At 75.3% G+C, this 18,018-nt stretch carries 19 protein-coding genes; 8 read left to right on the forward strand and 11 right to left on the reverse strand.

The features are described from left to right. Positions 1-7: 7 nt before the first annotated feature. The 10 genes from KKR89_RS14285 to KKR89_RS14330 all read right to left on the reverse strand — a co-directional run bounded on the left by KKR89_RS14285 (position 8) and on the right by KKR89_RS14330 (position 10,372). Positions 8-394 carry a nuclear transport factor 2 family protein gene (locus KKR89_RS14285; RefSeq protein WP_208196020.1) on the reverse strand — a complete coding sequence of 129 codons (387 nt, stop codon included), beginning with the start codon at positions 392-394 and terminating at the stop codon, positions 8-10. Beyond that, entirely contained in the window at positions 391-2,061 is a 1,671-nt protein-coding gene (locus tag KKR89_RS14290; protein ID WP_251140902.1) for a DUF885 domain-containing protein, read from the reverse strand. The genes KKR89_RS14285 and KKR89_RS14290 overlap by 4 nt, the downstream gene beginning before the upstream one ends. Then, the gene (locus tag KKR89_RS14295; RefSeq protein WP_251140903.1) at positions 2,058-3,104 is read right to left on the reverse strand and encodes an LLM class flavin-dependent oxidoreductase; all 1,047 of its coding nucleotides are present in this window, start codon (positions 3,102-3,104) and stop codon (positions 2,058-2,060) included. The genes KKR89_RS14290 and KKR89_RS14295 overlap by 4 nt, the downstream gene beginning before the upstream one ends. Continuing rightward, the gene (locus KKR89_RS14300; RefSeq protein ID WP_208196021.1) at positions 3,101-3,439 is read right to left on the reverse strand and encodes a TIGR04076 family protein; all 339 of its coding nucleotides are present in this window, start codon (positions 3,437-3,439) and stop codon (positions 3,101-3,103) included. The genes KKR89_RS14295 and KKR89_RS14300 overlap by 4 nt, the downstream gene beginning before the upstream one ends. Beyond that, complete coding sequence (locus tag KKR89_RS14305) at positions 3,436-4,680, reverse strand: amidohydrolase family protein (RefSeq protein WP_208196022.1); 1,245 nt, start codon at positions 4,678-4,680, stop codon at positions 3,436-3,438. The genes KKR89_RS14300 and KKR89_RS14305 overlap by 4 nt, the downstream gene beginning before the upstream one ends. Further along, positions 4,677-5,651 carry an ABC transporter ATP-binding protein gene (locus KKR89_RS14310; protein WP_208196023.1) on the reverse strand — a complete coding sequence of 325 codons (975 nt, stop codon included), beginning with the start codon at positions 5,649-5,651 and terminating at the stop codon, positions 4,677-4,679. Before KKR89_RS14310 ends, KKR89_RS14305 begins: the two co-directional genes overlap by 4 nt. Further along, positions 5,648-6,655, reverse strand: coding sequence for an ABC transporter ATP-binding protein (locus KKR89_RS14315; RefSeq protein ID WP_208196024.1), 1,008 nt, complete (start codon positions 6,653-6,655; stop codon positions 5,648-5,650). Before KKR89_RS14315 ends, KKR89_RS14310 begins: the two co-directional genes overlap by 4 nt. Continuing rightward, positions 6,652-7,608: an ABC transporter permease gene (locus KKR89_RS14320; RefSeq protein WP_208196025.1), complete on the reverse strand. Its 957-nt coding sequence runs from the start codon at positions 7,606-7,608 to the stop codon at positions 6,652-6,654. Before KKR89_RS14320 ends, KKR89_RS14315 begins: the two co-directional genes overlap by 4 nt. Then, on the reverse strand, positions 7,605-8,681 hold the full coding sequence (locus KKR89_RS14325; RefSeq protein WP_251140904.1) for an ABC transporter permease: 1,077 nt from the start codon (positions 8,679-8,681) through the stop codon (positions 7,605-7,607). The genes KKR89_RS14320 and KKR89_RS14325 overlap by 4 nt, the downstream gene beginning before the upstream one ends. Positions 8,682-8,743: 62 nt before the next feature. Then, complete coding sequence (locus tag KKR89_RS14330; protein WP_208196027.1) at positions 8,744-10,372, reverse strand: ABC transporter substrate-binding protein; 1,629 nt, start codon at positions 10,370-10,372, stop codon at positions 8,744-8,746. 179 nt (positions 10,373-10,551) lie between these two features. On the opposite strand from KKR89_RS14330, the gene KKR89_RS14335 reads away from it, so the two are divergent. The 7 genes from KKR89_RS14335 to KKR89_RS14365 all read left to right on the forward strand — a co-directional run bounded on the left by KKR89_RS14335 (position 10,552) and on the right by KKR89_RS14365 (position 16,313). After that, complete coding sequence (locus KKR89_RS14335) at positions 10,552-11,088, forward strand: helix-turn-helix domain-containing protein (RefSeq protein ID WP_208196028.1); 537 nt, start codon at positions 10,552-10,554, stop codon at positions 11,086-11,088. A gap of 37 nt (positions 11,089-11,125) precedes the next feature. After that, complete coding sequence (locus KKR89_RS14340) at positions 11,126-12,058, forward strand: dihydrodipicolinate synthase family protein (protein WP_208196029.1); 933 nt, start codon at positions 11,126-11,128, stop codon at positions 12,056-12,058. Beyond that, positions 12,055-13,254 carry an NAD(P)/FAD-dependent oxidoreductase gene (locus KKR89_RS14345; protein ID WP_208196030.1) on the forward strand — a complete coding sequence of 400 codons (1,200 nt, stop codon included), beginning with the start codon at positions 12,055-12,057 and terminating at the stop codon, positions 13,252-13,254. The genes KKR89_RS14340 and KKR89_RS14345 overlap by 4 nt, the downstream gene beginning before the upstream one ends. After that, positions 13,251-13,577, forward strand: coding sequence for a (2Fe-2S)-binding protein (locus tag KKR89_RS14350; RefSeq protein ID WP_208196031.1), 327 nt, complete (start codon positions 13,251-13,253; stop codon positions 13,575-13,577). The genes KKR89_RS14345 and KKR89_RS14350 overlap by 4 nt, the downstream gene beginning before the upstream one ends. Then, positions 13,574-15,154, forward strand: a complete 1,581-nt coding sequence (locus tag KKR89_RS14355; RefSeq protein ID WP_208196032.1) for an FAD-dependent oxidoreductase — start codon at positions 13,574-13,576, stop codon at positions 15,152-15,154. The genes KKR89_RS14350 and KKR89_RS14355 overlap by 4 nt, the downstream gene beginning before the upstream one ends. 14 nt (positions 15,155-15,168) lie before the next feature. Beyond that, positions 15,169-15,579, forward strand: coding sequence for a TIGR03618 family F420-dependent PPOX class oxidoreductase (locus KKR89_RS14360; RefSeq protein ID WP_208196033.1), 411 nt, complete (start codon positions 15,169-15,171; stop codon positions 15,577-15,579). 173 nt (positions 15,580-15,752) lie between these two features. Next, a complete protein-coding gene (locus tag KKR89_RS14365) occupies positions 15,753-16,313 on the forward strand; it encodes a hypothetical protein (protein WP_208196034.1) in 561 nt (186 codons plus the stop codon). On the opposite strand, the gene KKR89_RS14370 is transcribed toward KKR89_RS14365, so the two are convergent. Then, complete coding sequence (locus tag KKR89_RS14370) at positions 16,267-16,893, reverse strand: hypothetical protein (RefSeq protein WP_208196035.1); 627 nt, start codon at positions 16,891-16,893, stop codon at positions 16,267-16,269. The two genes, KKR89_RS14365 and KKR89_RS14370, sit on opposite strands and share 47 nt — an antisense overlap. A gap of 246 nt (positions 16,894-17,139) precedes the next feature. On the opposite strand from KKR89_RS14370, the gene KKR89_RS14375 reads away from it, so the two are divergent. After that, positions 17,140-18,012, forward strand: a complete 873-nt coding sequence (locus KKR89_RS14375; RefSeq protein ID WP_208196036.1) for a formate/nitrite transporter family protein — start codon at positions 17,140-17,142, stop codon at positions 18,010-18,012. Positions 18,013-18,018 lie beyond the last annotated feature (6 nt).

Consider the following 18,018-nt stretch of genomic DNA (forward strand, 5'->3'; position numbering starts at 1 on the left):
CGCCCGGTCAGTCCCGGCGCTCTGCGTGGTGGTGCACGATCCGCCACGTGCCGTCCTCGCGGCGCAGCACGTCGGTGACGCGGAAGACCTCGTCGGGGGTGCCGTCGACGTACGTGGCGTGCAGCTCGTAGCGGACCACGCCCGTGTCGCCCCACACGTCGGCGGCGACCACGTGCGGCACGACCGACACCGGCCGCGGGCCGTCGGCGGCACGCGCACGGCGCTCGTCGCGCAGCGTGTCGAGCGCGGGCAGCCCGCGCAGGAGCCCCTCGGCGTCCGACTCCCACATGAGCACGTCCGGGTGCAGGTGCGCGTCGAACCGCGGCCGGTCGCCCAGCGCGTCGTACATCGTCGAGATGCGGGAGACGATCTCGCCGCGGGCGTCGGTGGTCATGCGTCGGTCCTGTCGGACGGGGTGCCCCGCAGGGCACCGTTGGTCAGGGCGGTCCGCAGCGGCCCCAGGCCCATGGGGCCCAGGCCGAGCGCGGTCATGTGGAACGTCTTGAGGTCGAGGTCGCCGACCTCGTCGCGGACCTGCTGCCACAGCCGGGCGCCGACCTTGAAGGCCAGCGCCTGCCCGGGCCAGCCCAGGTAGCGGTCGACCTCGAAGCGCGCGGTCGTGGGGTCCACCTCGGCGACCTCCTGCAGCACCTGCACCCCGAGCTCCGGGGTCCAGCGGGGCTGACCGTCGAGGCAGCGCACGCCCGTCCCGGACGGGATGGGCAGGTCCAGGTGCAGTCCGATGTCGATGACGATGCGGCACGCGCGCCACAGCTGCGCGAACACCGCGCCGAGCCGCTCACCCGGGTCGTCGAGCAGGCCGATGTCCTCCGCGAGGTGCTCGGCGTGGTGCGCCCAGCCCTCGGCGTACCCGTGGACGTGGCACAGCAGCCGCTGCCACGGGTGCAGGTCCAGCCCGTACGTGATCGCGTGCTGCAGGTGGTGCCCCGGGACGCCCTCGTGGTGGACGGTCGACACGTCGCGCCACGTGGCGACGTGCGCCGTGCCCGGCGGCACGGTCCACCACACGCGGCCCGGGCGGGTGCCCGCGGCGTCGGCCGGCGTGTAGTACATGACGCCCGACGCGGCCGTGGTCAGGCGGGCCTCGACGCGGCGGTGGGCCGCCGGGACGTCGAACCAGCGGCCGTCGACGGCGTCGGTGACGGCGTCGAGCCGGTCCTGCAGCCACCGCTCGAGCGGTGCGCCGACCTGGACGTGCCGTGCGACGTCGGCGTCGAGCGCGGCGACGGCCGCGGCGACGTCGGGCGTCCCGACGACGACGCGCGCGAGGTCGCGTGCACGGCCCTGGAGCCGCGCGATCTCGTCCCAGCCCCAGGCGTACAGGTCGTCGAGGTCGACCGACGTGCCGAGGAACGCGGCGCTGGTCACGGCGTAGCTGTCGCGCCCCACGCCGTCGGCCCGCCCGGCGCGCGGTGCGAGCCGGGAGCGCAGGTCGGCCGCGAACCGGGCGGTCGCCGCGGCAGCCGCGTCGGCTCGCTCGCAGAGCACGACGCCGAGCGCCGCGTCGCCGCCCGGGTAGTCGCGCACCGCGGCGGGGTAGTAGCCGTCGCGCACCCAGGTGTCGCACTGGTCGGCCACGGCCTGCACCTGACGCACGGCGACGACGTGCCCACGGTCCGCCGCGTCGTGCAGCGTGGCCGTGTACTGCTCGAGCGCGCGCGGCACCTCCGCGAGGTGCGCGGCGAACCGGTGCCAGTCGGCCTCGGTGTCGCGCGGCAGGCCGTCGAAGACCTGCCGCACCAGGTGCACGGGGGTGGCCAGCGGCGCGAGCAGCCGGCGCGTGAAGCCGACCTCGTCGAGCGCGACGTCGCTGCCGAGGCGCTCGAGCGCGGCCAGGCGCAGGGTCGCGTCCGGGCCGTCGGCGGGTGCGGCGCGCAGCGCGGCGAGCGTGCGGCGGTCGAGGTCGTTCCGCGCGGCGAACGCGTCGGGCGACAGGTCCGGCACGCGCATGACGCCGGTGCGGCCCAGTGCCTCGGCCGCGTCCGGGTCGAGGCGCGCCAGGTCGGCGACGTAGACGTCCAGGACGGCACGGGTCGTCACGCGGGCACCCCCGCCGTGGCACCCAGCGCCTCGCGGACGGCGGGCAGCACGGCCGAGCCCAGCAGGTCGATGCCGCCGGGGCCGCTCAGCCCGTGCGGCGTGCCGAACTCGACGCGCGTCGCGCCCGCCTCGACCAGCGCGACGGTCCGCTCGGCCACCGCCTGCGGCGTGCCGGCGAAGCAGAAGCGGTCCAGCAGGTCGTCAGGCAGCAGCGCACCGGCCTCGTCGAGCGCTCCGGCCGCCAGCAGGTCGTGCAGCCGGTGCAGCAGCGCGGGGTCGACGTCGACCGTCGGGTCGAGGGCCGCGACCACGTCGACGTACATCGCGACCTCGCGGCGCGCGACGCGACGGGCCAGGGCGCCGTCCTCGTCGACCACCGTGACGGCCCCGGCGACGACGCCGACCGCACCGGCGCCGCGACCCGCGGCCACCGACGCGTCGTCGAGCCACGTGCGCATGAGCCGCACCATGTCGGGGTTCGTCGAGCCGCCGATCTTCACCTCGTCGGCGATCCGCCCCGCGAGGCGCGCGCCGCGCGGGCCCCACACGCCCAGCAGCACCTCGACGACCGGCCGCAGCGGCCGGTAGTGCAGGCCCGTGCCGGCGGGCAGCGAGTGCACCGTGCCCTCGTAGCCCGAGTCGTCGCCCGCGAGCAGGCGCCGCACGATCGCGACCGTGTCCTCCAGCGCCGCCACGGGCCGGTCCTGCACGACGCCCGCACGGTCGAGCCACGACCCGCGCGCCAGGCCGAGGTAGGACCGGCCGCCGCTCGCCTCGTCGAGCGTCGCGGCCTGGCCGGCGATCTCCACGGGGTGCGTGAGGTACGGGTTGAGGCACGCCGGGCCGAGCGTGAGCGAACGCGTGCGCGCGGCGGCCGCGAGCAGCGCGGGCAGCGGCGGCTGGAACCCGAGGTCGGCGTACACGGACAGGCCGTCGAAGCCGTGGCCCTCGACGCGCTCGGCCAGCGCGCCGTACTCGGCGGTCGTCTTGTCGGACTGCAGGGCGACCGTGATCCGGACGGGACGGTCGGGGGGCACGCTCACGTGAGCTCCTCGGTGGGGACGGACGACCGGCCGGTGCGCTCGATGCGCATGATCAGCCGCTCCTCGGGGTCGGGGCACGCCACGTACGCGTCCTGCGCGAGCCAGTCGCCCGGCGCGAGGTCCCGCTGCTTGGCGGGCAGCAGCGGCAGGACGGCGGACAGGGCGTAGAGGCAGAAGTGCTGCCCGGCGGGGATGGTCAGGCGCGACTGCGACAGCTCGAGGCAGTCACCCACCCGCATGCCGCAGACCGAACGGCCCTCGATGCGGTCGACGACGACGCGCAGGTCGTGCAGGTCGGTCGTGGCACCGTCGGACGCCGGGTCGGGCGCCGTCACGGGCGGCCCAGCGCGGTCAGCACGCCGCGGTCGTCGCGCACGACGCGCCCGCCCTGGACGACGGCGTGCATCCCGCGCAGCGCCGACACGTCGGCGACGGGGTCGGCGTCGAGCACCAGCAGGTCCGCCACGGCACCGGGCACCAGGCGGCCGACGACCTCGTCACCGCCCAGCCAGCCCGCCGGCACGCTCGTCGCCGAGCGCAGGACGTCGAGCGGCGTCATGCCCGCCTCGGCCATGAACTCCATCTCGCGGACGGTCGCGGTGGTGCCGTCGTAGTCCGCCTGCGGCGGCATGTCGGTGCCCATCATGATCGTCACGCCGGCCGCGATCGCGTGCTGCAGCGACTGCCAGTGCACCGGCCCCGCGCCCAGCGCGCGGTCGATCATCCACTGCGGCACGCCGTTGGCGCGGAAGAACTCCTCGCAGCGGCTCACGGTGATGGTCGGGACGTACGCGACGCCACGCTCCGCCATGAGCGCGCACACCTCGGCCGTGAGGTCGTAGCCGTGCTCGACGCAGTCCAGGCCGAGCTCGACGGCGCGCGCCACGACCGGTGACGGCCCCGCGTGCGCCGTGACCTTGCGGCCCCAGTCGTGCGCGGTCGAGATGACGGCGGCCATCTCGTCGTCCGTCATCTGCGGGGTGTCGATCGCCTCGTGCAGCCCCGCGATGCCGCCGGAGACGCAGACCTTGATGAGGTCCGCGCCCGCGCGCAGCTGCACACGCGTCGCGCGCCGGAACCCGTCCGCGCCGTCGGCCTCCATCGCGTCGGAGTCGTGCCCGTGACCGCCCGTGCAGCACAGCGCGTGACCGGCGGTGAAGATCCGCGGGCCGGGGACGTGACCGGCGCGGATCGCGGTGCGCAGCGCCATGTCCGCGAAGTTGGTCTCCCCCACCAGGCGCACGGTGGTGACGCCGGCGCGCAGCGTCTGCGCGGCGTTGCCGGCCATGAGCAGCGCGAGCGTCGCGTCGCCCGCGCCCTGCGCGGCGTCCTGCATCGCTCCGGGCAACGCGAGGCCCAGGTGCACGTGCATGTTGACCAGGCCGGGCACGACGACCGCACCCGCGAGGTCGACGACCGTCGCGTCCGGAGCACCGGCCACCACCTGCGCCGCCGGGCCCACCGCCCCCAGCGTGCCGTCCGGCAGCAGGTGCAGCGCCTGGCCGGCCACGGCCGCGTCGGTCAGGCCGTCCCAGACCGTCGCGCCCGTCAGGACCGTCCCCCGTGTCGTGCTCATGCCCGTCCCTCCGTCACGCCGGCACCCGTGCCGGCCGTCTCCTGCGCGTGCAACCAGCACGCCGACCACTGCTGACCGATCTGCACGACCGGCGGCTCACCCGTGCACACGTCCATCGCGCGCGGGCAGCGCGGCCGGAACCGGCAGCCCGTGGGGATGCGCGCCGCGTCCGGCACCTCGCCGCGCAGGCCGACCGGCAGGGTCGGGTGCGCCGAGATGCGCGGCAGCGCGTCGATGAGCGCGCGCGTGTACGGGTGCTGCGGCGACGCCCAGACCTGGCCGGTCGGCCCGGACTCGACGATCCGGCCCAGGTACATCACCGCGGTGACGTCCGCGATCTCGTGCACCAGCGCCAGGTCGTGCGAGATGAACAGCATCCCCAGGCCCAGCTCGCGCACCAGGCGCACCAGCAGGTTGACCACCTGGGCCTGCGACGACGCGTCGAGCGCCGTGACGGGCTCGTCCGCGACGAGCACGTCGGGGTCGGCCGCCAGGGCGCGGGCGATGACGACGCGCTGGCGCTGCCCGCCGGAGAACTGGTGGGGGTACCGCTGCGCGGCGTCCTCGTCCAGGCCGACGAGGTCCAGCAGCCGGCGGACCTCGCCGTCGGGGTCCGCCGCGGCGGCCGGCGTGCGCAGGCCGTCGCGCAGCTGCGAGCCGATCGTGCGGCGCGGGTTGAGCGACCCGTACGGGTTCTGGAAGACCATCTGCATGCGGACGTCGTGCGCCGAGCGGCGGCGCCACCGCAGCGGTGCGACGGGCGCGCCGTCGAGCAGCACCGAGCCGGTCGTCACGGGCTCGAGCCCCACGACGGCCCGGGCCAGCGACGACTTGCCGCACCCCGACTCGCCGACGAGCCCGACGACCTGGCCTCGCTCGACGTCGAGGCTGACGCCGTCGACGGCGCGCACGGTGCCGCGGCTGCGCGAGCGGAACTCGACCTCGACGTCGCGGATCTCGAGCAGGCTCATGCGGGCACCTCGTGCAGGTCGGGCTGGACGACGCACGCCACGCCGCGGCCGGGGGCCACGGCCAGCAGCGGCGGCGGGGCGTCGGTGCAGCGGTCCTCGCGGAACGCGCAGCGCGGGGCGAACGGGCAGCCGGGGCCCGCGGTGGCGGGCGTCGCGGGCGTGCCCGGGATGGTCGTCAGGGCGTGCGTGCCGCGCGTGCCGGCGGCACCCCAGGAGTCGTCGGCGTGCGGGCGGGCGCGCAGCAGCGCCGCGGTGTACGGGTGGCGCGGGTCCAGCAGCAGGTCCGTGGTCGGGGCCTGCTCCATGACGCGTCCGGCGTAGAAGACGTACGACCGCGACGTCAGCGCGGCCAGCACGCCCAGGTCGTGCGTGATGAACAGGACCGACAGGCCCATGTCGCGCCGCAGCTCGTCGAGCAGCTCGAGGATCCCCGCCTGGACGGTCACGTCGAGGGCCGTCGTCGGCTCGTCGGCGATGAGCAGGCGCGGGTTGCACGCGAGCGCCGCGGCGATGGCCACCCGCTGGCGCATGCCGCCGGAGAACTGGTGCGGGTAGGCCTTGAGCGTCCGCTCGGGCTCGGGGATGCGCACGCGGTCGAGCAGCTCGGCGGCGCGACGGTTCGCGGCGCGCTTGTCGAGCCCCAGGTGCAGGCGCATGTGCTCGGTGAGCTGCCGGCCGATCGTCAGCATCGGGTGCAGCGCGGACGTCGCGTCCTGGAAGACCATGGCGACCTGCCTGCCGCGCACCGCGTTCCACTGCGCACCGCGCAGCGCGAGCAGGTCCGTGCCGTCCAGCCGCGCCGTGCCGCGCACCTGGGCGCCGTCGGGCAGCAGCCCCAGCAGCGCCTGCGCCGTCATGGACTTGCCGGACCCGGACTCGCCCGCGATGCCGACGATCTCGCCCTCGTCGACGTGCAGGGACGCGTGGTGGATCACGGGGACGGTGCCGCCACCCGCGGCGGGCAGGGCGACGGCCAGGTCCTGGACGTCGAGCAGACGGGTCATGACATGCCCTTCGCGTGCCGGGGGTCGAGACGGTCGCGCAGCGCGTCGCCGAGGACGTTGAAGGCCAGGACGACGGTGAGGATGGCCAGACCGGGGAACACGCTGACCCACCACATCGACAGGTCCCGCGAGCCCCCGGCGATCATGGCGCCCCACTCCGGCGCGGGCGGGCGGGGGCCGAGACCGAGGAAGGACAGCGCCGCGAGCATGAGCACCGCGTTGCCGAGCTCGAGGGTCGCGAGCACGACGGCCGGGCCCACGGAGTTCGGGACGACGTCGCGGCGCAGCGCCTGCACGGGCCCGACGCCCAGCATGCGGGAGGCCGCGAGGTAGTCCGACCCGCGGATGCTGAGGACCGCGGACCGGATGACGCGCGTGTACGTCGGCCAGGACACCAGGATCAGCGCCAGGACCGCGTTGCGCGTGCTCGGCCCGAACGCCGCCGACACCGCCATGGCCAGGATGATCTGCGGGAACGCGAAGAAGAGGTCGGTCACGCGCATGATGACCTCGTCGGCGACGCGGCCCAGGTAGCCGGCCACCAGGCCGAGCAGCCCGCCGACGGCGAGCGACCCCAGCACGATGACGAACGCGAGCGGCAGCGACAGGCGCGCACCGTGCAGCACGCGGCTGAGCACGTCACGCCCGAGCTCGTCGGTGCCGAACGGGTGCGCGGCCGACGGCGGCGCGTACATGTCGGGCGACTGCGCGATCGGGTCGATCGGGGCGATCCACGTCGCGAGCGCGGCCACGACGAGCCAGCCGACGACGATGACGAGCGCGACCACGACCGCGGGCTGGCGCCAGATGCCGTGCACGGACGGGACGCGCAGACGCTGCGGCCACGTGCGGCGCGCGAGCGCGCGGGCGGTGCGCCGGTCGACCGGGCCTCCCGGGGCGTCACCGGACGCGTCGGTGGGCACCGGGGCAGGACGCTGGACCTCGAAGCTCATGACACCCTGATCCGTGGGTCGATGACGCCGTACAGCAGGTCGACGCCGAGGTTGACGGCCGTGTACACGAGCGCGACGAAGAGGCTGACGCCCATGATCGCGGGCATGTCGAGCCCGCTCGCCGCCCGGTAGGCGTACTGCCCGACGCCGGGCCAGCCGAAGATCTGCTCGACGAGCACGGTGCCCGACAGCAGGGAGGCGAACGCCAGGCCGCTGACGGTGATGACGGGCACGAGCCCGGCGCGCAGCACGTGGCGGCGCAGGATGGTGCGCTCCGGCAGGCCCTTGGCCCGCGCGGCGCGGATGTAGTCGGCGTCGAGCACCTCGAGCATCGCCGAGCGCACGAAGCGCGTGAGCACCGCGACCGTGAGCGTCGTCAGCACGAGCACCGGCAGCGCGAGGTGCTGCACGGCGTCCCACCACACGTCCCACCGGCCGGCAAGCGCGGCGTCGACGGTCATCATGCCCGTGACGCGCTCGGGCGGCACGATCCACGTGCTGAGCCGACCGCCCGACGGGCTGACGCCCAGCACGTAGAAGAAGACGTACAGGACGACGAGCGAGAGCCAGAACGACGGCGTCGAGAGCCCGACGAGGGTGCCGACGCGCACGACCTGGTCACCCGTGCGGTCGTGGTGCACGGCCGCGTAGAGGCCGACGGCGGTGCCGATGACCACCGCGAGCAGCATCGCCGGCAGCGCGATCTCGAGGGTCGCGGGCACGTAGGTGAGCAGGTCGCCCAGCACGGAGCGGCCGGTCTGCTGGGAGATGCCGAGGTCGCCCTGCAGCACGTGGGTCAGGTACACCCAGTACTGCACCGGCAGCGGCTGGTCGAGCCCCCACTTGGCGCGGTACGCGGCGACGACCTCGGGGTCGTTCAGCGCCGTCTCGGACAGGTTGGCCGACGCGGCGTCGCCGGGCACGGCCTGGACGATGAGGAAGGTCATGACCGTGACGCCGAGCAGCAGCGTCAGGGTGATCGCGACGCGGCGCGAGATGTAGCGGGCCGCACGGGTGACGCCACGCCACCGGTCCCGGGCGGGGGCACCGCCGGAGGGCGGGGTGGTGGTCACCCCGCCCTCCGTACGGTCCTGCCGGGCGGTGGTGTCGCTCCCCGACGGGGCGACACCGCGCGTCATCGACGCGCCACGGCGCGCAGGTCGACCTGCCACCCGGCCGGCGAGTAGTCCGCGCCCACGAGGTCGGACGTCGAGACGACGACGCCCGAGTTGTACGCGAGCGGGATGTACGGCCCGTCCTCGTCGAGCACGCGCTGCCAGTCCTGCATGGCCGCGTCCTGCTCGGCGGTGTCGAGCGCTGCCCGCACGCGGTCACCCGCGGCGACGGCCTCGGGCGTGGCCCGCTCGAGCGTCCAGCCGGTGCGCTCGGCGCTGGTCTGGCCGGGGTGGAAGTTGTTCACCAGCGACGAGGCGACCGGGTAGTTCAGCGACTGCGGGCTGAACCGGAACGCGACCTTGCCCGCCGTCTGCGCGTCGAGGAACGACGCGATGGGCTGGGGGTCGAGCTGCACCGTGATGCCGGCCTGCGCGGCGTCGTTCTGCACCTTGGTGGCGATGGTCGCCAGGTCGACGCCCCGGTACGTCATGGCCGGGAACATCAGGGTGACGCTCGGGTCGGCGACGCCCGAGGCCGCGAGGTGCTGCTTCGCGGCATCGAGGTCCTGCGCCTTCGACTCGGACTCCGGCAGCGCACCGGCGAACGCCGTGGGGACCATGCCCGCGGCGGGACGCGCCTCGGAGCCGAACAGCGCCGCGAGGCCCTCGTAGTCGATCGACGCGCGCAGCGCACGGACGAACTCGAGGTTCGAGGTGATCTCGCTGACCGCGGGGTCCTGGTGCAGCGTGAGGAAGTAGAACGTGTCCTGCGTGCTGGAGACCTGCAGCTCGTCGCCGAGGTCCTCGAGCATGCGGCCCGACAGGTCGAGCGCGACGAAGTCGCGGCCCGCGCGCTCGACGCTCATCTTCTGGTTCTGCGCCTCGACGTTCTGGATGACGATGCGCTCGTACGCCGGCGCCTCGCCCCAGTACTCGGGGTTGGCCGTCAGGACGATCTCGGACGCCGGGTCGAACGCGTCGAGCACGTACGGGCCCGAGCCGATCGACTCGCCGTCCATGAAGGACGTCGCGGAGTCGGACTCGGCGGCGTCGGCCGCGTCCGTCGCGCCGTTGGCACGTGCCGTCTCGGCGTTGACGATGCTCGTGGCGGGCATCGCCAGGATCGTGGGGACGTTCGGGTTCGGCGTCTCGGTGGTGACGACGACGACGCCGTCCTGCGGCGACGAGGCGCTGAAGCCCTGGACCGTCACGGACGGGCTGCCCTTGAGGTTGACCAGGCGGTTGAGGCTGAACACGACGTCGTCGGCCGTGAGCTCGGAGCCGTCGGAGAAGACGACGTCGTCGCGCAGCGTGAACGTGAACTCGGTCGCGTCGTCGTTGGACTCCCAGCTCTCCGCCAGCAGCGGCTGCGGGTCCGAGACGTCGGAGCCCTCGAAGGTCACGAGGGTGTCGTACATGGCGTGCACGGCCATCGCGCCCGTCGCCTCGTACACCTGGGCGGGGTCGAGGTTCTTGACGACGAACGAGTTCGCCACCGTGAGGGTGCCGCCGGTCGCGGGCCCGTCGGTGCTGTCACCGGCCGCGCCACCGGCGCCGCCGGCGGACCCGGCGGTGCACCCGGCGAGCGTCAGGGCCGCCACGGCGGCCAGCGCGAGGTGCGCGCGACCTCGGGGGGTGTGTCGCTGCATGCTTCTCCGTCCGTGCCGGGTCCCGCGGCGCTGTGGGACCGGCCCTGTGTGTCGGTGGCGTGGGGGGGACGCCGTGTGCGGCTGATGACACCACAGGCGCGCGCCGGACGTACAGTCTGATCAAACGTGTTCACCAAGACGAAACACATTCGCGTGATTCGCACCGGTTCGGAGGCCACATGCTGGGACACCGCCTACGCGCGCTCCGCCACCAGCACGCCCTGACGCTGCGGCAGGTCGCGGACGCGACCGGGCTGTCGACCGCCCTCCTCAGCCAGATCGAGAACGGCCGCACCGACCCGAGCGTCACGACCCTGCGCAAGCTCGCCCAGGTGTTCGAGGCCGACATGGCCACCCTCTTCCGCGACCCCGACGCCCCCGCCGTGCACGTCTCGCGCCCCGGCGAGCGGTTCCGCATGGCCGCACCGGCCGGCCTCATCACCTACGAGCGGATCACCCCGGGCCGCGGCGACTTCGAGGTGCTGCGCGCGCAGCTCGCGCCCGGTGACGTCAGCTCCGAGCACGCCTGGGGCCACGAGTCGACCGAGTGCGTCTACGTGCTCGACGGCGCGATCACCGTGACCGTCGGCGACACGCAGCACGCACTGCAGGCGGGCGAGGCCATCACGTTCGACTCCCGCCAGCCGCACCGGTACGCCAACGAGTCCGACGCGCCGGCCGCCTTCCTGCTGACGGTCTCCCCACCCACCCCCTGACACCGCGCGCCACCCCGCGCCGCCCTCCTGGAGCACCATGGACCGCCACGACGTCGACTGGCACGGGTACCTCCCCGCCGTCACCACCCCGTTCGACCGCGACGGCGCGCTCGACCTGGACGCCCTCGGCGCGCAGCTCGAGTGGCTCGTCGGGCAGGGCATGCACGGCGTCGTGCTGGCCGGCACCACGGGTGAGTGGTTCTCGATGTCCGCCGACGAGCGCGCCACGCTGTTCCGCGAGGGCGCCCGCGCCGTCGACGGACGCATCACCGTGCTGGGCGGGTGCAACGCCTACACGGCCGCCGAGTCGGTGCAGCACGCGCGGGCCGCGCAGGCCGCCGGCCTCGACGGCGTGCTCGTGACCCCGCCGCCGTACGTCGTGCCGACGGACCGCGAGGTGCTGGCCTTCTACGGCGACGTGGCCGCGGGCAGCGACATGCCGCTGTGCGTCTACAACTGGCCGCGCGGCTGCGTCGTCGACCTGGGCACCGAGCTGCTCGCGCGGATCGCGGAGATCGACACGGTCGTCGCGGTGAAGAACTCCACCGGTGACGCCGCCGCGTTCTGGCGCGGCCTGTACGCGCTCGAGGACCGCGTCCGCTACTTCGGCGTGCCGACCAGCCCGCTGGGCGCCGACCTGGCCGGGCTCGGGCACGGTGACGGGCTCATGGGCTCGGGCGGGGTCCTCGGCGCCGACCACCCCGACTTCTGGCGGGCCGTCGCCGCGGGCGACCGCCGGCGCGCCGTCGCGCTGGGTGCGCGCGACCGCGTCGTCATGGAGCGGTGGTTCACGCCCGACTACGGCGCCCGCTTCGGCAGCTCGCAGGCGATCATGAAGACCGCGCTGCGGCTGCGCGGCGTGCCCGCCGGGTACGTGCGCCGCCCCCTGCTGGAGCTCACGGACGACGAGGTCGCGGTCGTGGCCGCCACGCTGCACGACCTCGGCATCGAGACCGTCGACCCCGCATGACGGGGCAGCGCGACGTCGTCGTCGTGGGCGGCGGCCTGCTCGGCTGCGCGACGGCCCACCTGCTGGCGCGCGAGGGCGCCGCCGTCACGCTGCTCGAGCGCGACCAGGTCAACCGGCACGCGTCCGGCCAGAACGCCGGCAGCCTGCACTTCCAGCTCGAGTACCGCATGGTCGAGCGGGGCCTGGAGGCCGCGCGCACGGCCGCCGCGGCGATGCCCCTGCACCTGGACGCGTCGGCCCGGTGGGACGCCCTCGTCACCGAGCTGGGGCCCGACCTGGGTCCCGAGCTGGGCGTCGCACGCCACGGCGGCCTCATGCTCGCCGACGACGCCGCGACCGCGCGCCTGCTCGAGGCCAAGGCCCGCATCGAGCGCGAGCGCGGCCTCGACGTCCACGTGCTCGACGGCGCCCAGGTGCGCGAGCTCGCGCCGTACCTGTCCTCCACCGTCGTCGCCGCGGCCTACTGCCCCAGCGAGGGCCGGGCCAACGCGCGCACCGCCGCGCCGGCGCTCGCACGCGCCGCGGTCGCGCACGGCGCCGACCTGCGCACGCGCACCGAGGTGACGTCCCTGCGCCGCGACGGGGCCGCGTGGGTGGTCGGCACCCGCACGCAGGACCCCGACGGCACGCACGACGACGAGCTGCGGGCCGACGCGGTCGTCCTGGCGGCGGGCGTGTGGACGCGCACGCTGGCCGCGATGCTCGACGTCGACCTGCCCATCACGGTGCTCGCGCTCATGATGAGCGTCACGCAGCGCACCACGCCCTTCCTGCCGCACCTGGTGCAGCACGCCGGCACGCGGCTGTCGCTCAAGCAGACCGCCGACGGCAACGTGCTCGTCGGCGGCGGGTGGCCGGCGCACCTGGTGCGCGCACCCGACGGCACCCCGGTGCACGGCGCGCGCGGCGAGGTCGTGCCGGCGTCGCTCGCGGGCAACGCGCGGGCCGCCGTGCGCGCGGTGCCGCGGCTCGGCGAGCTGCAGACGCTGCGCACGTGGGTGGGCGCGACGACCGTGGGGCCCGACCAGCTGCCCGTCGTCGGGCCGGTGCCCGGTGCACCCGGCGCGTTCGTCGCGACCGGGGGCTCGGCCTTCACCCTCGGCCCCAGCTTCGCGCGCGTGCTCGGCGACCTCGTGCAGGGCCGCACGCCGGCGGTCGACGTGCAGCCGTACGACCCGCGGCGGTGGGCCGCGTGAGCGGGCCGGTGGACGGCGGCGCACGCGCCGGACGCGTCGCCGGAGCACGGGGTGCGGGATTCACGCTGCGCGTCGACGGCCACGACGTGGCCGCATACGACGGCGAGAGCATCGCCGCGGCACTCCTCGCGGGAGGCGTCGAGGCGTTCCGGACGACGGCCGACGGCACCCCCCGCGCCCCGTTCTGCCACATGGGCACGTGCTTCGAGTGCGTCGTGCGGGTCGGCGGCCGCTCGGTGCGGGCCTGCCTGACCCCCGCGACGCCCGGTGACGACATCGGCTGGCTCGACGAGCGCGACCCCGACGAGCGGAGGGCCGGATGACCGCGGACGTGCACGACCTCGTCGTGGTCGGTGCCGGCCCGGCCGGGCTCGCGGCCGCGCTCGCCGCCCGGGCCCACGGGCTCGACGTGGTCGTCGTCGACGAGCAGCCGCAGCCGGGTGGGCAGATCTTCCGCCGGCCGTCCGGCGGGCTGGCCGCCGCGGGCCACCGCTGGCCCGCGGGCTACCCGTGGGGACCCGACCTGCTCGCGCGGGCGACCGCGTCGGACGTCGCCTGGCGCCCGCGCACCACCGCGCTGGGCGTGCTGCGCGGCGAGGCCGGCACGCCGCTGCGGCTCGCCGTCAGCGGCCCCGACGGCCCGGACGCGCTGGCGACGCACCGCCTGCTGGTCGCGACGGGCGCCTACGACATGCCCGTCGCGCTGCCCGGGTGGACGCTGCCCGGCGTCGTGACCGCCGGTGCCGCGCAGGGCCTGCTGAAGTCGCAGCGCGTGCTCGTCGGCCACCGTCCCGTGCTCGTCGGGGCGCACCCCCTGCTGCTGCTGGTCGCCGACCAGCTCGTCGCGGCCGGTGCGCACGTCGCCGAGGTCGTGCTGGCCCGCGGCGTGCCCGGGCCGGCGGAGGCCGTGCGCGCGCTGCCGGCCGCGCCGGGGCACGTCGGGCTGCTGACCGCGAGCGCCGCGGCCGTCGGGCGGCTGCTGCGCGCGGGCGTGCGCATCCGCACGCGCACGCTGCCGACGCGCGTGCTCGGCGAGGACCGTGTGGAGGGCGTCGAGCTGCGGCGCGTCGACAGCGCCTGGCGACCCGTCGGCCCGGCCCGGACGGTGGCCGCGGACGCCGTCGTGCTGGGCTTCGGGTTCCACGCGTCCACCGAGCTCGCGCGGCAGGCCGGCTGCGTGACGCGCTGGGACGGCGCCGGCGGTGGCTGGGTCGTGACGCACGACGGCGAGCAGCGCACGAGCGTGCCCGACGTGCTCGTGGCGGGCGAGCCCGCGGGCGTCCGGGGCGCCGACCAGGCCCGCGCCGAGGGGCACCTCGCGGGCCTCGTCGCCGCGCGCGACCTGGGCGCCACCGTCACCGCGCGCGACCTCGACCGGGCGCACCGTGCGGTCGCGCGCGCCCGCCGCTTCTCCGACGTCGTGCAGCGCGTGTTCTCCCCCGACCTCGCCGGGCTCACCGCGCTGGCCACCCCCGGGACGCTCGTGTGCCGCTGCGAGTCCGTGACGCGCGCGACCGTCGAGCGCACGCTCGCGGCGAACCCGCACGTGTCCACGGCCAACGCCGTCAAGCTCGAGTGCCGCACCGGCATGGGCACGTGCCAGGGCCGGTACTGCGAGGCGACGGTGGGCGCGCTCGTCGCGCGCGGCACCGGACGTCCCATGGACCAGGTCGGCCCCTTCACCGCCCACCTGCCCGTCAAGCCGGTCCCGCTGGCCGAGCTGGCCGCGCTGGGCGAGCTCGCCGCCGCGCCGTGCGACGCCGTGCCCGGGCCCGCACCGTCCGCGCCCGCACCGTCCGTGCCGGCACCGCTCGCACCCGTGCCGCTCACCCACCCGACCTGGCCACTCCCTGCAGCGCACGCCCACGTGCCCGAGGATGGAGGCGTCCCACGGTCCTGACGGAAGGAACCGCCGTGCCGAAGCCTCCTCTGCCCCCCGCCGTCGCCGAGCTGTTCGCCCGCCCCAACCCGGCGGTCATGGCGACCGTCCACCCCGACGGCCACCCCGTGACCGTCGCCACCTGGTACCTGCTCGAGGACGACGGCCGCGTGCTGCTCAACCTCGACGCGGGCCGCGCACGTCTCGAGCACCTGCGCCGCAACCCCCACGTCGCCCTGACCGCCCTGTCGCAGGAGAGCTGGTACACGCACGTGAGCGTGCAGGGCCGGGTCGTCGAGATCGTCGACGACGTCGACCTGGTCGACATCGACCGCCTCTCGACGCACTACGGCGGCAACCCGTACCCCGTGCGCGACCGTCCGCGCGTCAGCGTGCGGTTCGCGATCGACCACTGGCACGGCTGGGGCGCGGCGAAGCAGGACTGACCCCGCCCGGCACACGGCCCGGCTCACCACGCCGCAGTACGCACGGAGCTCGTCGTCGCGCGTGCACCCTGCCGGACCGCCACACGGTCCCGGCCGGCGGCCGCCTACCGGGACGCGGGCGGACGGCGGCCCGGCCGTCCGCCGGTCCGCACCGCGTGCGGCACCATGTGCCCATGACACCGCCCTTCGGTCGCTCGCTCGTGCGCACCACCCGGCTGTGGGTGTGGGTCGCCGCCGCGGGTACCGTGCTCCTCCTGGTGATGGGCGCCCTGCTGGTGACGGGGCGGTCGCCCGCCCGCGCGCGCCCGCTCGTCACGGTGGAGACGACGTACGCACCCGGTCAGGCGATCCCCGTGAGCTCCGTGAAGCCCGTCGTCGTGCTCGCGCAGCCCCTCGACGCCGACACCGCGCAGGTGACGTGCACCGAGGAGCGCCACAGCCAGAGCCGGGAGGAGCCGCGCGTGCTGGACGTGGGCCCCGAGACGTACCCCGAGCTGACGACCGTGCGCGACACGGACTCCGGCGAGGACTGGGCGTTCGTCGTCGCGACGGGTGACGAGCGGCTGCTCTCCTCCGTCGTGTGCGAGGGCGGCGGCGTCGAGCGGTTCACGACCATGCGGGCGCACGACCCGGCGTCCGACCGCGGCTTCGGCACGAAGCTGCTGCTGGTGGCGCCGCTGCTGGCCCTCACGTCCTGGATCGCGCACCGCGTGACGCGCCGGCGGGAGGCGTGACCGCGGCCCGCGCGCGGCCAGCCGTCAGCCACAGCCCGGCGACCGCCGAGCCGAGCCCGCCGGCGACGAGGTCCCCGACGGTGTCCTCGTAGCCGACGTAGATCTCGGGGTCGATGTACGCGTTGCCGAGGTACTCCCCCACCTCCCACGCGACGCTCAGCGCGAGCCCCAGGCCGACGGTCACGACGACGACCCCGGCACGCTCGGCGCGCGACGTCACGCGCCGCGGCGCCACGACGACGCCCGTCCGCCGCGCGAGCAGCAGGTAGGCGACGGCCGCGACGAGCCCCGTGACCACCAGGTGCATGACGACGTCGAGCCACGCGACCGCCTGGTAGAGGTCCAGCGCGCCGCACCACGCCGCCGCGAGCAGGCCGATCCCGTAGGCGGCGTCGAGCCCGCGCGGCGCCCCGGCCGCGAGCGGGACGACCAGCCCCGCGAGCACCAGCGCGAACAGCGCCGTGTCGACCGGCCCGCGCACCAGCGCGACGAGCAGGCACACCACGCCGACGACGCGCACGGCACCGCCGGGTCCCGTGACCAGGCCGCGCAGCGACGGCGCGGTCGTGGTGTACGCCATGCCGCACCTCCGGTCGGGCCGGAGCGTCCGCCCTGCCGCGACGGTACGTCCGCGCGGGACCGCCCGCACGGTGAGGTGCGCCGCGGCACGACGGCGCCCGCGCAAGGACCTCACAGGTGCGCGCCGCGCGGTGAGCGGACACCGCAACCGGACGGGCACGTGCGGCGCACCGGCCCGTAACCGACGGCTCCTAGCGTCGGCTCCCGGTCGCGTCCGCGGCCGCTCGACCGTCACCGGGGGCCACCGATGTCCTACGTCAAGCCGTCCGACCTCGTCACGTCGCTCGTCGACGCGGGCGAGGCGAAGATCTTCATGTCGACGCGCGACACCCTCCTGAGGGCGTACATGGCCGGCGCGCTGCTGACGCTCGCCGCCGCGTTCGCCATCTCGATGAGCGTGCAGACGGGGTCGCCGCTCATCGGTGCCCTGCTGTTCCCCGTCGGGTTCATCATGCTGTACCTGCTGGGGTACGACCTGCTCACCGGCGTGTTCGTGCTCGCGCCGCTCGCGTGGCTGGACCGGCGCCCCGGCGTCACCGGGCGGGGCGTGCTGCGCAACTGGGGGCTGGTGTTCCTCGGCAACTTCGGCGGTGCGCTCACCGTGGCCGTGCTGATGTCGATCGTCTTCACCTACGGGTTCTCGACCGAGCCGGACGCGGTCGGCGTCGCGCTCGGGCACATCGGCGAGGGCCGGACGCTCGGCTACGCGGAGCACGGCGCCGCGGGGATGCTGACGCTGTTCGTCCGCGGGCTGCTGTGCAACTGGATGGTCTCGACGGGCGTCGTGGGCGCGATGGTCGCCAAGGACGTCCCGGGCAAGGTGATCGCCATGTGGATGCCCATCATGCTGTTCTTCGCGATGGGGTTCGAGCACTCGGTCGTCAACATGTTCCTGTTCCCGACGGGCCTGATGCTCGGCGGGCAGTTCACGGTCATGGACTACCTGGTGTGGAACGAGATCCCCACGGTCCTGGGCAACCTGGTCGGCGGCCTGACGTTCACCGGGCTCGTGCTGTACGCGACGCACGGGCGCACCGGGGCGTCGCGGCGGGCACCGGAGGGAGCCGCACGGGCGTCGACCGACGTCCCCCGCGAGGAGCCGGTCGATCAGCTCGTCTGACCGCAG

Origin of the sequence: Cellulomonas dongxiuzhuiae (genome assembly GCF_018623035.1) — a bacterium.
GTDB lineage: Bacteria > Actinomycetota > Actinomycetes > Actinomycetales > Cellulomonadaceae > Cellulomonas > Cellulomonas dongxiuzhuiae.

Coding starts and splice junctions, on each gene's coding strand:
- KKR89_RS14340 (WP_208196029.1), top strand. CDS start 11,126: ATGGACCGCCACGACGTCGACTGGCACGGGTACCTCCCCGCCGTCACC.
- KKR89_RS14370 (WP_208196035.1), bottom strand. CDS start 16,893: ATGGCGTACACCACGACCGCGCCGTCGCTGCGCGGCCTGGTCACGGGA.
- KKR89_RS14285 (WP_208196020.1), bottom strand. CDS start 394: ATGACCACCGACGCCCGCGGCGAGATCGTCTCCCGCATCTCGACGATG.
- KKR89_RS14305 (WP_208196022.1), bottom strand. CDS start 4,680: ATGAGCACGACACGGGGGACGGTCCTGACGGGCGCGACGGTCTGGGAC.
- KKR89_RS14355 (WP_208196032.1), top strand. CDS start 13,574: ATGACCGCGGACGTGCACGACCTCGTCGTGGTCGGTGCCGGCCCGGCC.
- KKR89_RS14375 (WP_208196036.1), top strand. CDS start 17,140: ATGTCCTACGTCAAGCCGTCCGACCTCGTCACGTCGCTCGTCGACGCG.
- KKR89_RS14335 (WP_208196028.1), top strand. CDS start 10,552: ATGCTGGGACACCGCCTACGCGCGCTCCGCCACCAGCACGCCCTGACG.
- KKR89_RS14310 (WP_208196023.1), bottom strand. CDS start 5,651: ATGAGCCTGCTCGAGATCCGCGACGTCGAGGTCGAGTTCCGCTCGCGC.
- KKR89_RS14345 (WP_208196030.1), top strand. CDS start 12,055: ATGACGGGGCAGCGCGACGTCGTCGTCGTGGGCGGCGGCCTGCTCGGC.
- KKR89_RS14320 (WP_208196025.1), bottom strand. CDS start 7,608: ATGAGCTTCGAGGTCCAGCGTCCTGCCCCGGTGCCCACCGACGCGTCC.
- KKR89_RS14330 (WP_208196027.1), bottom strand. CDS start 10,372: ATGCAGCGACACACCCCCCGAGGTCGCGCGCACCTCGCGCTGGCCGCC.
- KKR89_RS14315 (WP_208196024.1), bottom strand. CDS start 6,655: ATGACCCGTCTGCTCGACGTCCAGGACCTGGCCGTCGCCCTGCCCGCC.
- KKR89_RS14365 (WP_208196034.1), top strand. CDS start 15,753: ATGACACCGCCCTTCGGTCGCTCGCTCGTGCGCACCACCCGGCTGTGG.